The sequence below is a fragment of the Shewanella woodyi ATCC 51908 genome (genome assembly GCF_000019525.1).
GTDB classification, from domain to species: domain Bacteria; phylum Pseudomonadota; class Gammaproteobacteria; order Enterobacterales; family Shewanellaceae; genus Shewanella; species Shewanella woodyi.
The window spans coordinates 976,030-999,968 of the sequence record NC_010506.1; the positions used below are offsets into that span (position 1 = coordinate 976,030).

Genomic DNA, 23,939 nt, shown 5'->3' on the forward strand with positions numbered 1-23,939 from the left:
TTAGCTAATAGGCTACCTAGACTCGGTTTAGTTTAGGTAGCCTTAATGCTTCTTATCAAATTTTAAACTGAGTTATTTGCTTGCTTATGTTTGCTGAGATCAGTTGCATTGTATCTGCACTATCACTTACCTCTTGGGTTTGTTGTGCCAATGAGTTTGATACATCGTTGATCGCTTGAGTGTTTTTGCTTATCTCTTCAGATACAGCTCTTTGCTCCTCAACGGCACTGGCTATCTGGGTTGCCATGTCAGATATCTCAGATATTGAGTTGGTGATCAACCCTAAACTGCTTTGAGCTTTATCGGCAAACAAAACACTCTCATTGGCAAGCTCGGTACTGGTCATCATACTTTGAACTACTTGTTGGCTGTTTTCCTGCAAGCTGGAGATCATCTGGCGTATCTCCTCAGTTGAATCGTGCGTTCTTTGGCTTAATACCCTAACTTCATCAGCAACAACAGCAAATCCTCGTCCCTGCTCTCCGGCACGTGCTGCTTCAATTGCGGCATTGAGTGCCAATAAATTGGTCTGTTCAGCAATCCCTTGAATTGTTGAGATGATCTGGTTGATCTCAGCCGAGTTACTCTCAAGTTGGTTGACGACTTTTGTGGTTGAGCTCAGTTGAGTGGAGAGCTGGGCAATGGAGTCATTGCTTTTTGAGATTATAGCTTGTCCCTGTTGACAGGATTGGGCTGATGCTTGAGCTGCACTTGCGGTTACTTCCGCATGATTGGCTACCTCATTTGCCGCCGCCGACATCTCGTGAATAGCTGTGGCAATTTGAGCCACATCCTGATGTTGGTGACTGACCCCTTCACTGGCTTGATTCGCTAAAATGAGTGAACGGTCTATCTGTTGACTTAGCCCTTGAACATCAGTGGTGAGCGAGGTCATTATGGTTTGAAGATTCTCTAGGAAATCATTCATATAGCCAGATAATAGACCTATCTCATCTTGCTGTTTTACTTCAAATCTACGAGTCAGATCTCCATTGCCTTCAGAGAGAGATTTTACTGCTTTAGAGAGCATATTTAATGGAGCAAAAAGGCGGTTAATTGCCAAACTTGCTAGGATAAAGATTAGGGTGAAAAGTAAGCTGTCTGCTAGCAAGATCTTGTTGATCTCCTGCTTAACTGGGGCAAATGCTATCCCCTTATCTTCGATAACCCCTAAGGTCCAGCCTGTTCCTTGAATTGGGGTCAGTTGCAGTAGTTTTTCCTGTTTATCATAGCCCCAGTTAGCGGTTTCCAGCGTATTACTATCACGCATCTTCTGTATGGTGGAGGAGGTTAGGTAAGGATCGATTCTATCAGCTGCTTGGTGTAGTTTTGATTCGTCAGAGTAAGCTAATATTTTATGATTCTCATCAAGTAAAAATGCGAAACCATTGTTTGGGATCTCAAGATCTTTGACACGTCTTGCAATATGATCGACCGTTAAATCAGCTGCGAGAACGCCATTTAGCTGGCCAGAAAAAGCCTTAGCTAAGGTTATGACTGTGCTGCCATCAAAGTCAGCGTAGGGTTCAGTGACTATTATCTCACTGCTACTTTTTGCTTTAAGGTACCAATTTCTATTTCTAGGATCGTAGTTGTCAGGCCAAACTTCCTCTTTGTTCCCGAAGATAACTGTTCCATCGGCAAGTCCTGCGTATACCGACATAAAATCACCGGCTCTTAGAGTGAACAGCATCTCGCGTTCAACATCTGAGCTATGGGAGATTAATCTTTCATTGGTTAATAGTATCTTTTTGCGGGTTTTAAGCCACTCAGTAATGTATTGGCTGGTTGTTTGGCTGGTTTGGTGAATACTATCACTGATAGAACTGGATGTTTCCCTCTCAAGTTGAGTTATAGATATATATGATTGAACAATGCTGATGGTTGCACAGATCGCCAGCACTGCTATCTGCATTTTACGTTTGATCGTTAAGGTCATTATCTTCACTGCCGGATAAATAATAGCGATAGTAGGTATGATTTTGTCAGTGGGTAAGATGTTGTCTAACAACATGATGGCTCATGCTGACGTGCCGATTATACAGTATATATTTTATGGTTCTTCTATTTGTTTGGGAGGGGGAAGAGTGTCTTCCCCATATTTGTGATCAACCTAAACGTTTAGCAAAGTCGAGATAGCGCATGACCTCCTCTTTATTGAATTTGAATTCATCTTCGTCACCTATATTGGTCAGTAGACTTTCACGTGCGTAACGTTTGATGGTTGCTTCTGGCTTACCTAATATTTCGCAGACCTGATCTAGCCCCAAGATCTCATCACTCATTTTGTTCTCCTATGAAAAGCCGTCAATTTGTAACGGAATTTAAAGATAGTTCAAGTATAGCCATTGTTGCCTTGATAAAAGGAAATTGTCCATAAAAAAACCAGACACATAGGTCTGGTTTTTATTTTTGTATCAGCAAAGGGCTTACTCGTCGCTATCACCTAGAGAGAGTAGAGTTGCATTACCGCCAATCGCGGTGATGTTATTGGTGCGAGTCTTCTCTGTCACGAAACGAGTCAGGTAGTGAGGACCACCCGCTTTAGGGCCTGTACCTGAGAGTCCCTGTCCGCCAAATGGCTGTACGCCAACCACTGCGCCAATCTGATTACGGTTAATGTAGACATTACCTACATTAACTTTACCAGCAACTTTAAGGGCGTGGCCTTCGTTACGGCTGTGGATCCCTAATGTCAGACCAAATCCTGTTGAGTTGATCTCATCGATCACCTTATTAAGATCGGCTGCCTTGTAGCGAATGACATGTAGGATTGGACCGAAGTGCTCCTTCTCAAGCACCTTGATAGAGTCTATCTCTACCGCAGTCGGCGCAACGAAGTGCCCCTTCTCTGTACCTGCTGGTAGCTCTAGCTGTTTCAGCAAAGTACCCACCTGCTTGATATGGTCGATATGGGCATTGAGGTTAGCCTGAGCAGTTGCATCGATAACTGGCCCTACGTCTGTTTTAACAAAGCTTGGGTCACCTATTGTCAGCTCCTCCATTGCGCCTTGCATTACATCAAGCACACGGTCGGCAATATCTTCCTGTAGGAAGAGGACACGAAGTGCTGAGCAGCGCTGTCCTGCACTGGTGAATGATGAGGAGACCACATCGTTAACCACTTGCTCTGGTTGTGATGTTGAGTCAACCACCATCGCATTTTGACCACCTGTCTCTGCGATAAGTGGAATAATAGCCCCTTCACGATTTGCCAAAGTGCGGTTAATTAGCTTAGCCGTACCAGTGGAGCCAGTGAAACAGACACCGCCGATACGCTCATCAGAGGTGATGGCTGCCCCAACAGTCGCACCAGTGCCTGGAAGGAACTGTAACACCTCTTTAGGGATACCAGCTTGATGAGCAAGCTGCACCGCTCGGAAACCGACAATAGAGGTCTGCTCAGCAGGCTTAGCAACAACAGTGTTACCCGCTGCAAGGGCGGCAGCGACTTGACCGATAAAGATAGCCAATGGGAAGTTCCATGGGCTGATACAAACAAAGATACCTCGGCCTTGGAGGAATAGCTCATTGAGCTCGCCTGTTGGACCTGGAAGCAGCTCAGGTTGCGCCATCATCTTCTTCGCTTGTACGGCGTAGTAGCGACAAAAATCAACCGCTTCACGAACTTCATCAATGCCGTCTTGAATGCTCTTACCCGCCTCTCGAGTACAAAGGGCGATAAGCTCCTCACGGTTCTCTTCAAGCAGGTCGGCAAGTTTTTGCAGTGCATTAGCTCGGGTTTCTACAGGGGTGTTACACCAGCTGCTAAAAGCGCCATCGGCGCCAGAGAGTGCTTGCTCGATCGCTTGGTTGTTAGCAAAGGCTAACTTACCTACGACTTTGCTGGTGTCGAACGGGCTAACGACTTCATGTGTTTCACCAGTTAATAGCTCACCATTAACCAGTGGGCCTGCGCTCCAGTTGGTGTCTTTAAACTTATCTAGTGCAGCGAAGAATGGCTCAGATTCTGAGATGATGTTCATGTTGAGTCCCTTGGAATTTTGACGCTCTTCACCGAAGATATCGGCAGGCAATACGATTTTATTGTTAGCCAGGGTTTTGTATTTTTGTAGCGTGACCAGTGGGTGGATCACTAGTGATTCAATAGGGGTTTTAGGGTCTACTAACTTATGAACGAAGGAGGTGTTTGCTCCGTTTTCAAGCAGGCGACGAACCAAATAGGGAAGCAGATCTTTATGGGCACCCACCGGAGCATAGATGCGTACTGCCTTTACACCACCCTCAGCAAGCAGGGTATCGTAGAGCTCTTCACCCATTCCATGTAGACGTTGGAACTCATAGTTTCTATCACCTGCCATATGCGTGATTGATGCCACGGTTTGCGCGTTGTGGCTGGCAAACTGTGGATAGATGGCACCACGTGTTGCATCGCTCAGTAGATATCGGGCGCAGGCTAAGTAGGAGAGATCAGTGCTGGCTTTACGAGTGAAAAGTGGGTAACCACCTTCGCCGTTTTCCTGTCCCCACTTAAGCTCGCTGTCCCAATAGGCGCCTTTAACTAGGCGTACTGGGATCTCATCGCCTTGATCTTTAGATAGGCGAGTTAACCAACACAGCACTGGCAGCGCACGTTTTGAGTATGCCTGAACAACAATGCCAAGCACACCCCAGCCTTTTGCTGCTTGTGAGTTATATAGCTTCTGGAACAGCTTTAGAGATAGCTCAAGTCTATCCATCTCTTCAGCGTCGATAGAGATCCCAACATTGACACTACGGGCCTGCTGGATCAGTTTAACTAGCGTGTCGTATAGCTCAGTTAACGTTCTATCCTCATTGGCGACTTCATAACGTGGGTGAAGCGCTGAGAGCTTAATTGAGATCGTTGGACGAGGGGCTTCAGACTCATCATAGCTCTGCTCACCTAATGAGGCGATAGCGCTAGAGTAATCTTTAAAATACTGCTCGGCGTCTTTTTTCGTCAGTGCTGCTTCACCCAGCATGTCATAGCTGTGGGTATAGCCAAGCTTTCGCTTATCGACACTGTTTTTAAGTGCCTCTTTAACTGTGCGTCCGAGTACAAACTGCTTACCCATTATCTTCATCGCCGCAAGCATTGCTTGGCGGATAACAGGTTCGCCCATGCGATTAACAAGTTTGTTGAGCAAGCTGCTTGGCTTACCGTCAACATTGTGATCGAGTTTAACGATCTTTCCTGTGAGCATTAGCCCCCAAGTCGATGCGTTAACCAAAAGTGAATCACTCTTGCTGATATGAGCGTCCCATTTCGCACCAGATAGTTTGTCTTCTATCAGTGCATCGGCGGTGGCCGAGTCTGGAATACGTAGGAGTGCTTCTGCAAGACACATCAGGATAATACCCTCCTGCGTCTCTAAGCTATATTGTTGCAAGAAGGCATCAATACCGACCATCAGGCCTTTTTTATCGTATTGACGCACCTTTTTAACCATATCGTGGGCGCGATCAGTGACGCGCTTAATCTCCTCATCACTTGATGGTACAAGTTTGATGAGTTCAGAAAGATACTGCTCTTCATCGACAATATAGTTATTGGTGATGGCTTTAAAAAGCTCATCGAGGCTTGTTGAGTCATAGTGACCCATCAGAACTTCACTCGCTTTGAACATAGTTATCACTTCCATCTGAACCATAAAAGGGACAGTTTGCTTGAACAAGTACCTTAATCATTGCTCTTTTAAAATGAGAGGCCAATTAAGGGTATATAAGATGCATGTAATTTTTGTATACAATCTGGCATCTTTCCGCGGGATAATATCATCAAAATGTGACGAGGGACACTCTTGTGTGCGTTGGTGTGATCTTTGTTTGATCTTGTAGTGGGCAATGGCGTGCAAAGTCACGCTCTATAGGGCTTTGCTAATTTAGAAACAAAAAGCCAGCATTTTAAATGCTGGCTTTTTGTTGTGTTATTTAGGAGGTTACTTGCTGTTTACCAGTTACTTCTCTTTTTGCGTCTTGGTCTAGGTAGGTAGACTAAGATGATGCCCATAAGCAAACCGGCTGCGGCAATGATGCCACCCTCTTGCCACATCTGAAAACGCTCATTTTTCTGTATGTTGGCCAGCTCGCGAGTCGCTCTGTCGCGCTCAGTACTGGCTTGCTCGAGTGATTCCTCTGCACGAGCGAGCTGTGCCTTAACTTGACGAAGCTCTTGCACATTGCTGTCACTGGAGTTGACGACCTGTTCTAGCTCAGCTTTCGTTTTGGTGAGTTCTGCTTGTACTTCTGGTAACTGAACTCGTAAGCTTTTTTGAGCACTGATCATCTTAGTCTCAACCCAACCTTCACGGCCTTTGTGATCGATGATTTTAGAGTAGTTTCCCTGCTTCTCACCTAATACTGTGATCTCTTGCCCTGCTTCGACACTGCCTAAGATACGGAACTGCGTACCGGGACCACCATGTAGAAAGAGGTAAACTTCATCTGAGATATAACGGGTTTGGCCTGCAGCCAAAAGGCTTGGGGAGAGTAACATCAGTCCCACTAGAGCAAGGATTCTTAACACTATAAATACTCGTTAAAAAAATATAGCCACATGCTAGGGATTTGCTCGGCTTTTTGCAAGAGTTACTAACAAGAGTCGTCGTAATTGTTTTGTCGGTGGTTTGAGAAGGGGAGGATTATGCTTATTGAAAGTAAACAAAAAAGGGAAACCATCGCTTCCCTTTTAATTATTATCTCATCAACGTAAGCGCTGGCTTAGTTGAAGATTCCCTTAATCATGAAGAAGAACATGATTGAGAGACCTGCACCAGCAGGCAGAGTCACGACCCAAGAAACGACGATGTTTCTGACCACACCGATATTAATCGCTGCAATACCACGAGCCATACCTACACCTAATACAGCACCAACTAGTGTCTGTGTTGTTGAGATTGGCAGACCCGTTCCCGATGCAATCACAACGGTAGAGGCTGCTGCAAGCTCAGCGGCAAAGCCACGGCTAGGCGTCAGGTGAGTGATGTTCTTACCAATGGTTTGCATTACGCGCTTACCAAAGATGGCAAGACCCATAACGATACCAACAGCACCTAAAGGTAGGATCCACCAAACAAGCGGCGCTTTACTGCTGATCTCACCACCACTATGAACGACTGAAACAACCGCTGCTAGTGGACCAATCGCGTTAGCAACGTCGTTTGAACCGTGTGCGAATGCCATACAACAAGCTGTTAAAACCATTAAGATAGCGAAAACTTTCTCAACATTATCAAACTGGTTTTGACGACCCGCACCTGGATTCATCTTAAGACGTTTAATAGCGAAAATACCAATAAAGCCAACGATAAGCGCAATGACAGCCGCTAAGCCGTAGGCTTCTGCTGTACTGAAGTGCAGACCGATATGCTTAAGGCCTTTAGTGATTGTCACAAGTGACATCATAAAACCAGCTAGCGCCATATAGAAAGGCACGTAACGCTTAGCATTTTCAAGTGGATTATCGGTATCGAAGATAAGCTTCTGCACACTTTGGAATATCATAAAGGCGATAAAGCCTGATATTGCGGGTGTGACAACCCAAGAGCCAACAATACCACCGACTTTGCCCCACTCAACGGCCTCAGTACCCACACCGACGGCTGCGAAGCCTACGATAGCACCGATAATCGAATGAGTGGTAGAGACTGGCCAGCCAAGTGCTGAGGCGACAATCAACCAGATACCAGCAGCTAATAATGCTGAAATCATGCCGTAAACCAGTAGTTCTGGTGAATCAACAAAATATGCTGAATCGATGATCCCTTTACGGATCGTACTGGTGACTTCACCACCGGCAAGATATGCGCCAGCAAATTCAAAAATCATCGCGATGATGATCGCTTGTTTAATCGTAATAGCGTTAGAACCTACAGAGGTTCCCATTGCATTGGCTACGTCGTTTGCGCCAATACCCCATGCCATTAAAAAACCAAATGCAGCCGCAATTGCAATAAGCATTGGGCCATTGGTGACTAATACATCAACCATGTTGTAACCTTGATAACTTTGTTGTTAGACGCGAGCTAGCATTAGCTCTAAGCGGGAACCGACACGTTCAGCAAGATCTGCTAAATCACCAACCCACTCAATTATCTTATAAAGGAACATAACGTCGATCGGGTTCAAATCGTTTTCGATAGCGAACAGCTGACGACGAATACTGATTTGAAGATCATCCGTATCTTCTTCGATTTTATCGAGTTCGACAATCATTTTAGCGACCAAATCAACTTCACGACCACGGAAACCTGTTTCTAGCAGATCATCGAGTTCGTTAATTGCTTGTTTTGCTTGAGTTACTGCATCTAAGCAGCGCTGCAAGTACGCTTTAAATGGTTCTTGAATTGCTTCTGGGATCAGAAGCTCACGGCCGAGGATACGACCTGAAATGTCTTTCGCTTTATTAGCGATCTTATCTTGCTGGGTAAGTAGCTCCAGTAAGTCGGTTCGTTCGACAGGCATAAACAGGCCGCCGGGAAGAGTGAGACGTATTTCACGTTTTAGTGAATCCGCTTCCCTTTCCGTGACATTGATCTGCTGTCGTATTTCAGCAGCACCACTCCAGTCACCTGAAGCGGTAGCATCAAAAAATGGCACTAGAATCGATGCGCATTGGTGTACTTTATCTATATGCTCTTGTAGAGGCTTGATTGGCGATTTTGCAAACACGCCCAAAATAGAGTTTACTGGCATTGCCGTGTACCTATTTAGGTTATTCCACTGTTGGAAAAAGCGGGCGCATGTTAACCCAAGCGACCGCGTATTGAAACTGTGTTTTTTAAATTAAAACTAACAGTTTTTATTCTAAAGAGTTATATCTGAACTGCAAGCCGCAATCCTACGGTGAGTTTGTGACAGTATTATTACACTAAATGGATTCAATGAATTATTAATTAATTTTTAATGAATCTTTCATTACATCGATTAGGTACAACTCTGGTATTGTGCTTAACAATAGATAATAGAGCGAGCAATTGTCCGATGGACGCTGAGATAGAACTAAAATTATTTTTTCAATTAGAACAACAAGAAGCGTTAATTCAGTTACTCGATAATCTTCCTCATTCTGAGCCGCAATGGTGTCGAAACCTCACGAATGCCTACTTTGAAACTCCTGATTTACAGCTTAGACGTTGGGATATGGGATTACGAGTCAGAGGTTGTGATGGTGCGTTAGAACAGACGATAAAAACAGCAGGCAGTGTTATTGGTGGCATCCATTCCCGCCCAGAATTCAATGTTGATATCGATCAAAACTTTCCGATCCTTTCTCTTTTTCCTGAAAAAATATGGCCCGACAAGTCGATAATTTCATCAGTGCAATCTAAATTAACCTGCTTGTTTCATACTGATTTCACAAGGCGAACTTGGCATATTTATGTCGATAATAGCCTTATTGAGGTGGCACTGGATGTTGGGCAGATAGCTGTCGATGTGGCTGGTGAACAGCGAGTTGAACCCATTTGTGAGCTTGAGTTTGAGCTGATGGCTGGTGAAGCTCAAGCTTTGATAAAACTTGGCCGTCAGGTAGCTCAATCTCTGCCTGTTAGACTGGGTAAGGCGAGTAAAGCACAAAGAGGCTACCGCTTAGCTGCGCAGGCAAGCCCCCTTAGTTTAGAGGTGTTGGAGTTTATCACCCTCAAGCCTGAACAAGATCTTAAACAAACCTTGATTGATCTGTTGAGCACAGGCCTTGAGCGTTGGCAGTTACTGGAGGCGATGATATTAGAGTCTGACTCGGCGCTGGATAAGCAACTCCCTACACTCTGTTATCGCCTGCGAGCCTGCATAAGGCTACTGCGCTGTACTTTAGCTCAGTTTGAGCTGCTTAGTGCTGAGCTTACGAGTAAGTTTGACTGCATTGAGGCGCATCTGGAGTTTGTTGAGTCTAGTTTGAGCTGTGTCGAGATCTTAAAAGAGAGGAGCCTATTAATTTCCAAACTGCCTCAATCTAAAACATTAACAGAGCTGGTATCGATGCAACTCTTGCTGCTAAGTATTCCTCAGCGTGTGGGGAAGATGTTAGATGATCTCTGTTATGGCGGTTTGCAACTATCATTGGTTGAGCTTCTGTTTGCGTTTAAATCAGGTCAACAAACGCTGGATAGTGAGAGCTCTTTACAGGCATTTGCAGACAAGATGCAGGAAGCATCTTGGTTAAGAATTGTGAACTTGATGCCATCGGAGATGGATTTGAGTAGTACTGATTACCAAGATTTTGCCCGAGCGCTGGATGAGAGTGTGTTTGTTGGCGTTGCCTATGGTGGACTCTATTCGGCAAAGTCGAGGGATCTATTTCGATTACCCTGGCAAGATCTTGTTCTCGGGATCCGGACATTAGCCGCTTATCGCAAGTTAGCGGAGCTTAGCCAAGAAAATGGCATTGATATCTCACCATGGCTAACTAACAAAGAGGATAGCTTGCTGTTTGCTATGGAGCACTCTAGACGAACAGCGTTAAAAAATGAGCCCTATTGGCGCTAATCAACTAAAAGCTAAACGATAGGGCTTCTTTATCGTTTAGCTTGATTTACCAGAGCTACTTCGCTCCTGTTTGAGTTCTTGTTGTAGCTCATCTATCTGCTTGAGCAACATCCCTTGATTGGCCTCCATTCTCTCTAAAGCATCATGGAGTTCAGTGCGGATCTCTTTGCTCTGAGCTTCAATCTTTTCCGACTCATCGGGGGCGATAAAGAGCGAAGCCATGTAACCTGAGATCACACCGAAGAAGCTGACCCCACAGATGATCACAATGCCGCCAATTACATGTCCAGCCGTGGTCACTGGATAGTAATCACCGTATCCCACGGTAGATATGGTGACTAATGCCCACCAAATGGCGTTCTCAGCCGTTTGTATATTGGCATCAGGGACGCCACTCTCTACGATCAAAATCAAGACTGATGAGAAGGTTAATATGGTCACCATGGCAACGAGTAGGCTGGCTAGGGTCGCTTGTCTGCGCTGTTTAACCATAGGCACGATAAAGGACTGTGCCATGCGAATAAGGCGTATTACACGTAAGATCTGAAATAGCCTCGCAAACCTAAGTGGTTCAATGACCGGAATGCTGGCAACAAAGTCTATCCAGTTATGTTTAATATAATAGACTTTGTCATCGGCTCGGGCTAAGCCATAAAAGAAGTAAGTGAGGAAGATAATACAGATGCTGAAGTCAACGGCGGTGAGTAAGCGTTTTGTTTCTGGTTCTAACTTTGCAAAGCTCAGTACCAGCACCACGATGACAGAAAGGAGTGAAAGCGCCATCATGGCAAGCTGAAAAGGGGTCAGCTCCTCTTCTGTTTGGGGTAACCATTTTTTTCTTTCTGCCATGTTAACGTCCGCTTGTTTTATCTAGAATCATACCTTTAACTAGAGTCTACTTGTTTTCATCTCCAAAGTGGATCAAGTCATCCAAAACTCGCTTTTTAATTTCGAGTTGGTCTTGTGGGGATAGCTGATACTTTTCGGCCAGTTGTACATAATCTTCTGGACTGAGAGAGACGGTGAGTCTGGGACGTTTAGGACGCTTGGTGACTGATAGCCCGAGTATGGTGCGGATCTGATCTGAGGGACTAACACCTGAATCCAGTGCAGCTTTACGGATCGAATATTGGAACTGCTCATCAAGATCGAATGCTACTTGTGTAGCTTTAGCTGCTTTTTGGTTTTGTAACCATTGTTCTGGTAGAGGATGTTTCGGTTTAGTCATTCCGGTTACCTTTTTATTACTCTAATCTTGAAACTGAGGTTCCTAGGACCTAGGTTCTAGGAACACCAAAGTTTACTTTCCTGGCCAGTAGTCTCTGATATCAGAAAGAGAGCGGTAGAGGGTTAACATGACATCTGTTTCGCCACCCTCATAGACCTCAACGTCAATGGCAAACTTCTCCTCATCATCGAGTAGAAAGTAGGACTCAAAAGCATCGCCTCTGGCACCATTGTCATCTTGAGGTGGCTTTTTACCGCGGTAATCGGCTCGGTGGAAATAACCAAACTGGGCAAAATTAACCTGGTGATACTCTTTGCCTAACCAGTTTTCAAATTCGTTGGATAGCTCATTTGGCAAGGGTTGAGTGGTGAGCATGGCTTGCTCATCCTCTTCAAAAATAGCGCTAAACTGATCCAGATCGAAAATCTGTTCAACTTGACTACGGTTGACCTTAATAGAGAAAGCCAGATAGGTCTCGTCATCTTCATCAAGGGAGAGGAAAATAGTCTCCTGTCCATGACCTTTGAGTACCCACTCCGCTTTTTGACTGCGCTCAAACTCATAAGTGTTGACGGACTCGACCCTTAATTGTTGACCGCGAAGTTGAGCCGGCAGGGCAAAACTGTCATCGAGAGAGATCATATCTCCCTTCATCAGTTGAGAGGGGTGAGTGAGCTGACGTGCTGGCTCCTCTTTTTTACCGAATAGGCCTTTTAAAAATCCCATCATCGACTCCTTACAAAAAGAGCGCTTTTCTTAAAAATTAAGAAAAGCGCTTCATCTTTAGCTTGTATATTGGCAATAGAGGTAAGCCTTAAGCTTCTCTCTATCCTTAAGCTTTATATTTACTTACGCGCTTTTAGGCGATCGAGTACCGCGTTTGCGTTAGACTTCTGCTCACCAATACCAGCCTGAGCCAATTTATCATGTAGTGACTTGTCACTGTTTTCATCGGCAAGTTGCTCTGCGGCAACAAGGCGGTCATCAAACTGCTGCTGACGAGCCTTGATACGCTCCAGCGAATCTTTTGCGTTTAATAGCTTTGAGCTGCTGCCTGCAAAAGAGTCTGTGATGCTAGCAGTGGCTTTTTGAACACTTTCAGTGGTCTTAACCATGCTTAGCTGACGCTGGTAATCGGTCAGTTGACGCTCAGTTTTACGCACGAGCTCTTTAAGACGAGTCGCGTGAGCGGTAAAGTTAGCGTTTGCACTTTGCTGCTCAGCAAGCTCTTGGTCTAGTTGAGAGATCTTCTCTGCAACTTCCATTGCTAGTGCTTCATTCTCTTTCTCAAGAGCTTGAGTTGCATAACCTTCATGTTCGCTGATTGAACGCTTTAGGCGATCAACTTCACGGCTGGCTTGCATCTCTTTTGCCATGACGTCAGTTAGCTCACGCTTAGCTTTAGTTAAGTGGTTCTCTGCATCACGGATCTCCTGTTCGAAGATACGGGTTGAGTTAGCGTCAACTATGCTTTGGCCAACTTCAGTAGCACCACCACGGAAAGCAGTTATAATCTTGTTTAGTATGCCCATAATTGGCTCCTTATTGATAGTCGCGGCTGGTTGAGCCATGACTTAAAAATTCTGATAGTAAATTGTTTACTTACTTTAAGAAGTCGGCCATCTCATCGATGACTTCCAGACAGTTGTCGGAAAGAACTGAAAGCTCAAGTTCTATCTCCTGCATCTCTGACTGAACGGAAAGCGCGCCATAAACCACATATTTATCATCAATCTTTGCAAAAGATGACAGTGGCATAGGAATGTTGAGCTCTAGCATGGTCTCAAACATCTCTAGACGACGTTCCTGATTAACTTCATCTTCACCCCAAAGGTAACTGATGCAGAGAACTTGGTTTTCTGTCACCGATACGAATACAGGGATCTCTTCACGTCCAACGATATTGACTTGCAATACCTCGACCTCGCCATTGATTGGGTAGCAGTCAAACTGCAATCCAGTATGGCTCTTGTCACAAAGATCATTTAGGTGGTTGGCAATAGTGTGAATGTTCATATTTGTCCTTATGACATATTATGTCTGCGATTAAAGATAGCACTACGACATAATATGTCAAGCGCTATTTTTCAGAAAAATGATTCGTCCTGAATCCTGTTAATTTAACTCTTCATTCTATGTGAGATCAGAATAGTGTAACTCCCTGATTCTCAGACCAAGCTTGTTGGTGGTACTGGTATAACTGGGTGGAGCCAATTCGATTCGCTTCTATATTCTCTAACTCTTGATAGAAGTTGGCTGGGAACTCAAAAGACCCTTTTATCAGACCTGGGGTTAACCAGTCATCCTCAACTGATAGTTGGGTTATTTCGTTCAACCTTGCTCTAGCATTTTTACCAGATGCGGTGGCGATGCTCCAGCCCCACTCTCCAAAACTGGGGACGTTGTGATGATATTGATTCACATCGAAACCCGCTAGTGCTAAGGTTTTTCCAATTGAAATAAATGCCTTAGGTGCATGGTAAGGAGAGGTTGACTGTACGGTTAGAGCACCATCTGCACTCAAGAGTTCCTTTAATTTTTTATAAAAGAGATCTGAATATAGCTTGTTTAGATCAGGATGACTCGGGTCAGGCAGATCGACAATGATGGCATCAAACTTCTCACCTTTTCTAAGGAGTTTATCCACCCCATTAAAAGCATCATCGACAATCACATTGACTCTAGGATCGTTAAGGGCATCACCATTTAATCTCAGTAATGTGTCACTCAAACGCGCTGGCATATCGGCCTCATGGGAGGTGAAAAGCGCCAGCAGATCTTTGTCGAGATCCATTAAAGTTACAGAGTCAGGTTGCCACTTAAGCACCTGTTTTAGCCCTAGTCCGTCTCCGCCGCCAATGATCAATACCTTATTGTGACGAGCGCTGGCTTCCATGGTTGGGTGAACCAAAAAGGCGTGATAAATATGCTCATCTTCACTGGAGAACTGCAGGCGGCCATTAATATAGAGAGAATAAACAGGAGGGATACCGCTGCCTCTTAAACGTTCGGTGAACGTGAGTTGCTGAAAACGGGTCGATTTGGCGTAGATAACATTGTCTTTATAGAGCAAGTTATTGAAATTTTGCTCCCAGCTGGGTCCGTGCCAAGCCAGTAGTAGCAGTATACCTGAGGCGATAAAATGCCCCACAAGCAAGATTTTTACGAATCGAATTCGATCCCAGAAACGCCAGATAAAAATAAAGCCAGCTAGCAAGTTAAAGCTAGCGGTTAATGCCGCTGCCAACTGAATATCGATGGCAAGCATAAAGCTGACCCAGATAGCTGCCCCTATACCTGCACCTACATAGTCGGCGCCATATATGGTGCCCGCATTGTGCATCAGGTGCTCATCGCACAGGGATTGGCGAACACGAGCAATGAGAGGGATCTCCATGCCGATCATCAAACCCAATATTACGCCCCATACATAGGGAAGGTACTCACTGAGCTTTTGCAGTACACCAATAAAACCCCCTTCAGGTAGAAGATCTGGAGGCAGGCCCAAAGTGCTGGCGATGATAAGAGGAAGCTGTTGGCCGAAACCGATAATTGCGGCGGTGATCAAGATGGCCAGTGATCCACACAGGGCGACACTGAGCTCAAGTACTGCAAAACCTGTATAGGCGCAGCGAATCTTACGGGCAGCAAAAGCCCCAATCCCCATGGAGACGATCATCAAGCCTATCATGGTGTAGATGGCGGCTTCTAGTGCGCCGAGAATGCGCCCTGCATAATGGGAGAGTAGATACTCATAGATTAAGCCACACCCAGCCAGAACCGCCATAATGCCAAGTAGCAGCGTATCGTCAAACCAACTTAATTTTCTCTCTTTGGGGTTTCCAGCCAGTGCTGGTTCAGTTACTTCACTCACTGAGTACTCACGTTTCGCTATTTGCAGATAGTAAAATGGGCGACTACCCCCAAATTATGGATAGTCGCCCAAGGTGTTCAATCTTATTTGATTAAGCCATTAAACTGGTGAGGATCAAGGCGATGGCGACACTCAGTGCAAGCTCAACGGTCGCAACACCTATGTTGTGTTGCTTCTCGACCTCTTCAGCAAGGTTAATATTTACCATGACCAGTTTTTTCACTAACTTAATTAGCAGTGTCAGTGCGATAAGCATGATCACTGAGAAGACCATCCAGCCAGCGATGTTCGCTAGGTAGGCTTGGGGGCTATAGATAATGAAGTGGCTGGCGGCATTAAAGCTCAATGCCATGGCAAGCATGTACCCGCTGTGGCGGATTGCAACGGCTTTATGACCTTGCACTAAGGCTTCTTGCATAGAGGCGTTTTGATTACGTTTGGCATAGCGGTGCTCACGAAAACGTGTAAGCAGGACTAACATCAGCTGAGAGATTGCGAAGGCACTGAAGATAGCGATAAAGGTGTCTAAGGTAAGATCTTCAGCCCATAACAGCACCGAACGTATGATAATCGCGGTAGCAATGGCGGCACTGGCATCAACGATGGCAACGGAGATATTTCCTTTGAGGATCAGCTCGCTTTTGTTGAACTCATTTAGGGCTATTTTATCGTGAAGATAGCGGCCTAGCTTAATTAAGATAAGGCCAAATAAACCATAGGCGGTCATGCCAACGGCTTCCACTAGATAGGAGTGGGCTGCTTCGCCAGTGATAGCGCCAGTTAACACAATACCTAAACCGGCGATGGCACCAGCAGTGCTTATGCCGAATGCAAAGTTATCTTTTTCTGAGAGCTCAACCCGGCTATCGACTTTAATTGTCCAGCCCTGCAGGTAACGCATAAAGGTTAAAAGAATTATCGCTATAGTCAGATCAATGGCGAGAATGATAACCAGATCTTGTGTGATACCGAAGTCTTGAAATAATGTCATGTGGGTTCCTTACCTATTTTCCTCGGCGTACACCGCGAGTAGTGCGACTGTTAGAATTGCGGAAGTTACTGTTCTTAGAGTAGTTAGAACGGAACTTACTGCCACTTTTGCTACTGCTACCTGTTGAGCTAGCCTTAGGTGTACTTGTGCTTTGACGGGACAAACTTGTTGAGCCTGAACGCGATTTTGCGTAGGGGCTGTCAAATTTCTTCCCTTGGGAACTGAACTGTTTCTTGGTGCGCTCAAAGGTTTTGTTCTGTGCCCTAGCTTGCTTTGGTGAGGTGTAGCGGTAACGCCCTACATCATTGTAGTAGCTATAGTTTCTTCGGCTTGACCAACGATCGTAACCGATAGGCCCACGCATCACATTCGAGAACATGGAATACATGCCATACCAAGCCCAAAAAGACATACCATTAGAGCCAGTTTGCCAGCTGCCGTAACCTGGATTACCTACAAGTTGGCTGCCTGCACCAAAATCTTCCGCACCGTTGGCAAGTGCCGCAGCTTCACGGCTAATTGAGTTCACTCTTGCTAATGCGCCGTTAGACATATCGGCTACGACGTTAAGAGGATCTGACAGCATATCGTTAAAGAGGCTAGGATCGGCAGCCTGATAGATATTTTCAGCTTCAGCTAGCTGCTGATCGAGATCGACGAAGTTTTTGGCATCACCAAGCTCTTGATAGCGGCGGACCAAAGAGGTAAACATGGGTCCTTGCTGTGTCGCGTCTTTAGCGAGCTCATTAAAGAGGGGAGCCATATCCGGTTGCTGTTTCGCTAAAATACCACTGTACTGTTTAAGTAAAGTGGCGTTACGAATCTGGCCGTTATCGAGCATCTGCCCGAGGGAATCGATTCTCTGGCCTGCTAATTGCTGATATTTAGCAATTTGATCAGGCCTGTCATCGCCGCAACCGACTAAGGTCATTAGCAATGTTAGGGTGAGAACACGTATTAGCATCGCTGCCATGTTTTCTCCATTTTGATAGGGTAGAGGTTAATTATAAATATCTATTTTTAGCTATCTATTTCATAACTTAATATATCTAGATTTAAGTTATAGTAACCTCTAGATTGAATTAAAAAGTACTCTTTTTTTATTTAACTTGTGTCATAGGGCCTTTAGACCCATTTAACGTCACATTTCTGTTACCACAAAGACATATTATGTCCTAAATGATAATAAGTCGATTGTCATAATTGTTAGGGATTATTATTGCCATGGAAAACATCAGTAACAAGCCACTGTCTGCCATTATTTCTGAAGTTGCAGATCGTTACTGGCAACGCATTAACGACGTTTTCCCTGAACTTGCCAATGAGTTGACCAAGGAGCAGGGGGAGGAGCTTTATCGCATAATGGGTTTGAGTGATTTTATTGCCGATCAGTTATGCCGTCACCCTCAGTGGATACTCTCCCTTTTCAATGGTGAGCTCAATAACCTTTCACGTTCAGAGTTTGATAAAGATCTCCACGGCTTGTTAAGTGAGTGCCAGAGTGAAGATGAAGCTAACCGAGTTTTAAGATGCTATCGAAATAAGCAGATGGTGCGCCTAGCTTGGCGGGACTTTTTAGGTTATGCCTCATTAGAAAATTCATTACTGGATCTGTCTGCGCTAGCGGAAGCTCTGATTATCTCAGCCCGTGACTGGCTCTATATTCAGGCTTGTAAGCAGTATGGCACCCCAATGGACAGTGAGGGAAACCCTCAGCCTCTTATTATTCTAGGTATGGGGAAATTGGGAGGAAGGGAGCTGAACTTCTCCTCTGATATCGATCTTATCTTCACTTTTCCTGAGCATGGTGAGACTCAAGGGGGCCGAAGAGCGATTGAGAATCAGCAGTTCTTTATCCGTATGGGACAGCGTTTAGTTAATATGCTGCATCAAGTGACTGTGGACGGATTTGTCTACCGTGTTGATATGCGATTGCGCCCTTATGGTGAGAGTGGTCCCTTAGTTGTTAGCTTTAGTGGCCTTGAAGATTACTACCAAGAGCAAGGTAGAGATTGGGAGCGTTATGCCATGGTGAAAGCCAGAGCACTAGGGCCTTGGACCGCTTTCTCTGATGAGCTCCACTCTATGCTCAGGCCATTTGTCTATCGCCGCTATATCGATTTTTCGGCTATCGAGTCTCTGCGTAAGATGAAGCAGCTCATTACCCAAGAGGTGAGACGTCGCCAGCTCACCGATAACATTAAGTTGGGCGCGGGCGGGATCCGAGAAGTTGAGTTTGTGGTGCAAAGTTTTCAGCTTATTCGTGGAGGGCGTGAGCCTTCGTTGAGACAGCAGAGCTTGTTTGCTGCAATTGATACTTTATATCAGTTAGGCCAGTTAGAGTATTTGGCCGTTGATGAGCTTAAGCAGAGTTATTTGCTGCTGAGACGGGTTGAAAATCTGCTTCAGGGGATAGGGGATCAACAAACACAAACCTTGCCTGATAGTGGCTTGAACTGGTATCGATTATGCCACTGTATGGGCATGGCTTCTGAAGCTGAGTTGCGCACCCATATTGAATCGGCCATGAGTAAGATCCATCGTCACTTTATTGAGACTGTGGGTGGACGAACTCAAGACGAAGGAGCCGATCTTTGGACTCAGCAGTTGTGGATCGCCTATGAAGATGATGATGCGCAAACCTTGATTAAAGAGCAGATGATTGACGACCCAGAATTGTGGCCACAGCTCAAATCTTGGCGTGAGACGGTTGCTAATCGCAGTATCGGTCCAAGGGGCAGAGACACGCTGGACAAGCTGATGCCTTGGCTATTGAGAGAGTTTACTAATTTACCGACGCCCTCAGATGCACTCAACTCTGTTTCAAAAGTGATCGATCAGATCTTAACTCGTACGACCTACCTTGAGTTGCTCTATGAAAACCCTGGAGCGCGCCAACAGCTGGTGAGCCTGTGTTGTGCCAGTCCTTGGATTGCGGCTCAACTGGCTAAATTTCCCATGTTGCTCGATGAGCTTATCGATCCCACCCAGCTTTATGACACCACCTCTTTAGATGACTATGGCAGTGAGCTTAGGCAGTACCTTTTACGAGTGCCTGAGGAGGATATGGAACAGCAGATGGAAGCTTTGCGTCAATTTAAGCTGTCTCAGCAGTTAAAAATTGCCGCCGCAGATGTGACTGGTGTACTACCTGTGAGTCAGGTCAGCGATCATCTTACTCTTTTATCTGAGGCCATTATCGAACAGGTAGTGATGCAAGCTTGGCAACAGGTTACTGCCCGCCACGGTGTTCCCGCTTATTTAGAGGAGGGAGTCACCGGCTTCGCTGTGATTGGTTATGGTAAGGCGGGAGGGATAGAGCTGGGGTATGGCTCAGATCTCGATCTGGTTTTCCTGCATAGTTTTTCTCGGGAAAAATATCCAGATCAAGGGGAAACAGATGGTGATCGCCCCATTGAGGTTGGGCACTTCTATCTTAAATTGGCTCAGCGGATTCTTCATTTATTCTCAACTCGGACCACGTCGGGTGAGCTCTATGAGGTGGATATGCGACTAAGACCATCGGGGGCCTCAGGCTTATTGGTCAGTGAGATTGAGTACTTTGGTGAGTATCAACGTGAAGAGGCGTGGACATGGGAGCACCAGGCTCTGGTTCGTGCTCGCTTTATGTTTGGTAGTAATGGATTATCTAGCCGTTTTAGTGAGTTGAGATCTGAAGTGTTACAGCTTGCAAGAGATGGGTCTGACTTAGCTAAAGCAGTAAGGGATATGCGTACTAAGATGCGTGATCACCTGCTGAAAGTAAAAACTGGCCATTTTGATCTAAAACAGAGCGCTGGCGGGATAGCCGATATTGAGTTTATTGCTCAGTATCTGGTACTGGCCAATGCCAATCAACATAATGAGCTTTCATTTTGGTCAGATAACATTCGTATCTTTACTGGGTTAGGCGAGCTGGGAATATTGGCCCATGCAGATGTTGAGTCTCTCATACAAGCATACCTATTTCTTCGTGATGAGAGCCATAGGCAGACATTGCAACAAAAGCCCGGTGAGCTACCTTTAGACTTGGTTGCTGAACATGCTAATCGTGTAATGGATATCTATCAGAGGATCTTAGTAGATTAGAATTGTCACTCTTTTTTAGCTCAAGGAGGAGCAGAGTCATTTTGCCGCTTTACCCCTAAGTTTTAAGTATAACGCTTCGCATTATGCGGCATATTTTTGTCTTTTATATGAGGAACCCTCTTAAGGCATTGAAACTAATGTGGGTGTACTGGTTGGCTCGACTATTGCTGTGTACTTAGTACGTCAGCTTAGTTCTTGGAGTCGCCCATGAAACCCATTACAAATCGTTCTCAATGTGGAGCAATGGCTCCTGATTATCTGACCTTCAGTGTTATCTCTTTGCCTAAAAAGAGAGTTAAAGCTCCCTATTGCCTCCTTAAACCAGTGAAAGAGAAAACGGTTTTTCCCCTTTTTTGGTTGTGCCTATTGGCTTGTCTATTGTTGTGTAACACTGTGATGGCGGCCGATGTCAGTCGGGAGATTAGGGACTACTACCTTCAACAGATACTTGAGGGCAGTGATCATACTCAAGATGACGGCGCTACTCACTTAGGACTGGAGTTTCGAATTAAGGGGGAGGGAGATAAGTTTGAGATCGGTTACACCAGTCGCTCAAATTGGCAATTGGGGTTTGAACAGATCGCACTTGGCAGAGATAACTTTTTATTCTCTGAGCTGCCAGTGTTAGCGCTTAATGAGTGGAAAAGCTTAGCTCAGGAAGTTGGGGAGTATGAAGGTTGGGGAGCCAAATTGGGTTATCGTTATGAGCTAACTCCTCGATTATCAAGCTCCATCCATTTGGGAGGGTTTAATTGGAAGCAATACTCCCATGATAATCTGAATCAGTGGTATGGAGAGCAAAGCGGGATATCTCCCTATGGGGGAGTTGGTTTGGAGTACACGTTAAATGCTAATGCCAGCTTTCGATTCAATTGGCAGCACTTCGAGTTGAATAGTGACTGTTTTGATGATTTTGCTATCAGGCTCGATTATCGATTTTAGTGAAATATTTAATACTGATACGAATTGTTGCAGTTATTCATCAAGTTCAGATTTTACTGTATGACGTTTTGAATTATATTCCTATCAATGCCTCATGTTCTGTTAGGAAGCCTAAATGGCGATTGGAAATATTGCTGCATCGACCTCGATCAATGATCTAAGTCACCAAACACAACCTCAGCATCAAACTAAAGACCTTGTCTCTTCTAATATGGCAGAGGTGCCCTTAGCTAAAGTGAAGTTATCCCCTGCTGCACTTAGTTTAAGTGAGAGAGAGCAAAAGTTAGCTAATAATACTCAAAATAGCACTCAAGTTAGTACTCAAGTTGAGGCAAAAGAGGATGAAGCCAGCGGCGGAGTAAAGTCTTTTGCCTATGGTGCATTAGGTATGGATCATCCCGATAAGGTGGATCAAGCGGAGGATGACTCCTACACGGCAGGCCAGTTTCTAAAAGCGGCTGCGACAGTGGGCAGTGTTATAGCGCTGTTTGTTTAATCTACTATCTAGCTAATCTCTGTTTTTTTACCTGTTATTTATCTCGACTCCAGCGTGAAAGTAGTTATTTAAACTTTTACGGCTTATCATCAAAACTTCATTTGTTAATAATAAGTTTTTGAAAACTTGTCATGGAGTCATTATGAATGGAATCAAACTTTTTATCGCGTTTATCTTAAGTGGTCTCTGCGGTGCTTTTCTTTTCAGTTTAACTCTAGTGTCTGGTAACAGTAGCGTTAAGAGTTATTCAGATAAGGAGCTTAGAGTTACAAGGTCTGAATCCATAGAAAAAGATGCAGAATCTTTGGCTGAGCTTAACAGGAACCTTAGGGAAGAGGGAGAGATAGATAAAGCGAATATTGCAACTCTTGAATCTCGATTGGAGCAGATGACGGATGAGATAGATAGACTTAATGCACTTGTAGAGTCAAAGTCTGTAACCATAGAGGAGCTGACAGCCGAGTTGGAAGCTGGTTTGACTGAATATGCACAATCTCTCATAGAGAAGCAGTTGGAAGATAAAATACAGAATGAACTCGCACAGCACTCTGGTGTGGCTTCATCCAAAGGCATTAAAAGGTTAATTAATGCAGAACGTAGAGATGAACAGTGGGCCTATGATGTCGAGACTCGGCTTGCTGATTTTGTTCAGATGTCGGAAGCCAGTGGTGAACTCATTGTCAAAGGTGTGAATTGTCGAAGTCAAAGCTGTGAGTTTAGTTTTACTCATGATGACTCATTTGTTGGCTGGGATCAGTTTAGAGATGAACTTTATGCTCAGGAGTGGTGGCCATTTAATAATACGCATATATTCATAACGCAAAATGGTATAGAGGTATTGGCGACACAAACAGTCAAGCAGCAATAAAGTGGTGGATTTTTTTACTTATAAACTTAATAGATCACTCAATAAAGTTTGAAAATGAGCAGATAAGTTGAATGTCTAGATTTGCTTATCCCTTTGGTGACTCAATCTTAGCTGTTTTATCTTTATTAAACCTGTGTCAGTGATGCTCCTCTTAATGGACAGGGTTAAAGATATAGTGACTGAGACCGTTAAGGTCACAAAAATCGCCACCAGAATAATCAGCTGATATTTCACTGCTAACATGGGATCGCTTCCCCCTAAAATTTGTCCTGTCATCATACCCGGTAGGGTCACCAACCCCATACTGGTCATCGAGGCCAGTATAGGAGCCAAGGATTGAGATAGTGCAGATTGCAGAAAGGGGAAGGCCCCTTGGTAAGGTGTGCCTCCTAAAGCAAGTATCCCCTCATACTCCATCTTCTTCTCGTCAAGAGCATTAAATAAGCGTTGTAGGGCAACAATATTGCCGCTTAAGCAGTTACCTAACAACATACCTGCCAGTGGAATTAAGTATTGGGCACTATAGAGAGGTTGTGGTTTTAACAGTAGTAAAAGCAAGATCAGCATAAGAGGGGCGACCCCTATGACAAGACCTGTCAGCACAGGTAGATAAAGCGCTCGTTTGGGAAGTTTAGCCCCGGTGATAATAGCGCTGGCGCCGATAAGCACCATAATACTCAACCATAAACTATTGATGAATAGGCTGTTTAGAGAGAAAAGGAACTCTAGGTAGAGACCGACAAGGATAAGTTGAACCGTCATGCGGATCACGGCTATGGATATCTCCCGCCCTAGCTTTAGTTGCAGTTTAAGATTTATCGCTAGAGGGATAAGTAGCACTGACATAAAAGCAGTGAGTTGCCACCAGCCAATATCTATGCTCGATTCCATTGTTTTGGCTCTTAATTATGAGCTGAAAGATGAAGTGATTTTATGTGTGATCGTAAGAGAGGTCAAAGTGCTATCTACAACTTAGTTGCAGAT

Annotated in this window: 20 protein-coding genes; 5 read left to right on the forward strand and 15 right to left on the reverse strand. The window is 44.8% G+C overall.

The features are described from left to right. Positions 1 to 55: 55 nt before the first annotated feature. The 6 genes from SWOO_RS03645 to SWOO_RS03670 all read right to left on the reverse strand — a co-directional run bounded on the left by SWOO_RS03645 (position 56) and on the right by SWOO_RS03670 (position 8,676). On the reverse strand, positions 56 to 2,014 hold the full coding sequence (locus tag SWOO_RS03645) for a methyl-accepting chemotaxis protein (RefSeq protein ID WP_229377293.1): 1,959 nt from the start codon (positions 2,012 to 2,014) through the stop codon (positions 56 to 58). Between the two features lie 94 nt (positions 2,015 to 2,108). Continuing rightward, a complete protein-coding gene (locus SWOO_RS03650) occupies positions 2,109 to 2,285 on the reverse strand; it encodes a MerR family transcriptional regulator (protein ID WP_012323355.1) in 177 nt (58 codons plus the stop codon). Positions 2,286 to 2,429: 144 nt separating this feature from the next. After that, positions 2,430 to 5,624 carry a bifunctional proline dehydrogenase/L-glutamate gamma-semialdehyde dehydrogenase PutA gene (gene putA, locus SWOO_RS03655; protein WP_195742850.1) on the reverse strand — a complete coding sequence of 1,065 codons (3,195 nt, stop codon included), beginning with the start codon at positions 5,622 to 5,624 and terminating at the stop codon, positions 2,430 to 2,432. 308 nt (positions 5,625 to 5,932) lie between these two features. Beyond that, a complete protein-coding gene (locus SWOO_RS03660; protein WP_012323357.1) occupies positions 5,933 to 6,508 on the reverse strand; it encodes a TIGR04211 family SH3 domain-containing protein in 576 nt (191 codons plus the stop codon). Between the two features lie 194 nt (positions 6,509 to 6,702). Next, complete coding sequence (locus SWOO_RS03665) at positions 6,703 to 7,971, reverse strand: inorganic phosphate transporter (RefSeq protein ID WP_012323358.1); 1,269 nt, start codon at positions 7,969 to 7,971, stop codon at positions 6,703 to 6,705. A gap of 24 nt (positions 7,972 to 7,995) precedes the next feature. Further along, positions 7,996 to 8,676, reverse strand: a complete 681-nt coding sequence (locus SWOO_RS03670; RefSeq protein ID WP_012323359.1) for a TIGR00153 family protein — start codon at positions 8,674 to 8,676, stop codon at positions 7,996 to 7,998. Positions 8,677 to 8,964: 288 nt separating this feature from the next. On the opposite strand from SWOO_RS03670, the gene SWOO_RS03675 reads away from it, so the two are divergent. Further along, positions 8,965 to 10,467 (forward strand): CYTH domain-containing protein, encoded by a 1,503-nt coding sequence (locus SWOO_RS03675; RefSeq protein ID WP_012323360.1) that lies wholly within the window; start codon positions 8,965 to 8,967, stop codon positions 10,465 to 10,467. A 36-nt stretch (positions 10,468 to 10,503) separates the two neighbouring features. Here the strand turns inward: SWOO_RS03675 and SWOO_RS03680 are convergent, their stop codons facing one another. From SWOO_RS03680 to SWOO_RS03715, 8 genes are all read right to left on the reverse strand, one after another. Further along, positions 10,504 to 11,316 (reverse strand): ion transporter, encoded by an 813-nt coding sequence (locus SWOO_RS03680; protein ID WP_012323361.1) that lies wholly within the window; start codon positions 11,314 to 11,316, stop codon positions 10,504 to 10,506. Positions 11,317 to 11,362: 46 nt separating this feature from the next. After that, positions 11,363 to 11,695, reverse strand: coding sequence for a hypothetical protein (locus tag SWOO_RS03685; protein ID WP_012323362.1), 333 nt, complete (start codon positions 11,693 to 11,695; stop codon positions 11,363 to 11,365). Positions 11,696 to 11,767: 72 nt separating this feature from the next. Further along, positions 11,768 to 12,421 (reverse strand): hypothetical protein, encoded by a 654-nt coding sequence (locus SWOO_RS03690; RefSeq protein ID WP_012323363.1) that lies wholly within the window; start codon positions 12,419 to 12,421, stop codon positions 11,768 to 11,770. A 119-nt stretch (positions 12,422 to 12,540) separates the two neighbouring features. Continuing rightward, positions 12,541 to 13,227, reverse strand: a complete 687-nt coding sequence (locus SWOO_RS03695; RefSeq protein ID WP_012323364.1) for a PspA/IM30 family protein — start codon at positions 13,225 to 13,227, stop codon at positions 12,541 to 12,543. A 70-nt stretch (positions 13,228 to 13,297) separates the two neighbouring features. Next, the gene (locus tag SWOO_RS03700) at positions 13,298 to 13,711 is read right to left on the reverse strand and encodes a YjfI family protein (RefSeq protein ID WP_012323365.1); all 414 of its coding nucleotides are present in this window, start codon (positions 13,709 to 13,711) and stop codon (positions 13,298 to 13,300) included. Positions 13,712 to 13,838: 127 nt separating this feature from the next. After that, a complete protein-coding gene (locus SWOO_RS03705; RefSeq protein WP_012323366.1) occupies positions 13,839 to 15,569 on the reverse strand; it encodes a polyamine aminopropyltransferase in 1,731 nt (576 codons plus the stop codon). Between the two features lie 91 nt (positions 15,570 to 15,660). Then, complete coding sequence (locus tag SWOO_RS03710) at positions 15,661 to 16,560, reverse strand: DUF350 domain-containing protein (protein WP_012323367.1); 900 nt, start codon at positions 16,558 to 16,560, stop codon at positions 15,661 to 15,663. Between the two features lie 13 nt (positions 16,561 to 16,573). Beyond that, positions 16,574 to 17,533 carry a hypothetical protein gene (locus SWOO_RS03715; protein ID WP_012323368.1) on the reverse strand — a complete coding sequence of 320 codons (960 nt, stop codon included), beginning with the start codon at positions 17,531 to 17,533 and terminating at the stop codon, positions 16,574 to 16,576. Between the two features lie 251 nt (positions 17,534 to 17,784). Between SWOO_RS03715 and glnE the strand changes: the two genes are divergently transcribed. From glnE to SWOO_RS03735, 4 genes are all read left to right on the forward strand, one after another. After that, positions 17,785 to 20,649, forward strand: a complete 2,865-nt coding sequence (gene glnE / locus SWOO_RS03720; RefSeq protein WP_012323369.1) for a bifunctional [glutamate--ammonia ligase]-adenylyl-L-tyrosine phosphorylase/[glutamate--ammonia-ligase] adenylyltransferase — start codon at positions 17,785 to 17,787, stop codon at positions 20,647 to 20,649. A 207-nt stretch (positions 20,650 to 20,856) separates the two neighbouring features. After that, positions 20,857 to 21,591 carry an outer membrane beta-barrel protein gene (locus SWOO_RS03725; protein WP_012323370.1) on the forward strand — a complete coding sequence of 245 codons (735 nt, stop codon included), beginning with the start codon at positions 20,857 to 20,859 and terminating at the stop codon, positions 21,589 to 21,591. Positions 21,592 to 21,706: 115 nt separating this feature from the next. Beyond that, entirely contained in the window at positions 21,707 to 22,087 is a 381-nt protein-coding gene (locus tag SWOO_RS03730) for a hypothetical protein (RefSeq protein ID WP_012323371.1), read from the forward strand. 142 nt (positions 22,088 to 22,229) lie between these two features. Beyond that, the gene (locus SWOO_RS03735; RefSeq protein ID WP_012323372.1) at positions 22,230 to 22,955 is read left to right on the forward strand and encodes a hypothetical protein; all 726 of its coding nucleotides are present in this window, start codon (positions 22,230 to 22,232) and stop codon (positions 22,953 to 22,955) included. Positions 22,956 to 23,030: 75 nt separating this feature from the next. Here the strand turns inward: SWOO_RS03735 and SWOO_RS03740 are convergent, their stop codons facing one another. Beyond that, entirely contained in the window at positions 23,031 to 23,846 is an 816-nt protein-coding gene (locus SWOO_RS03740) for an ABC transporter permease (RefSeq protein WP_012323373.1), read from the reverse strand. Between the last annotated feature and the right edge of the window lie 93 nt (positions 23,847 to 23,939).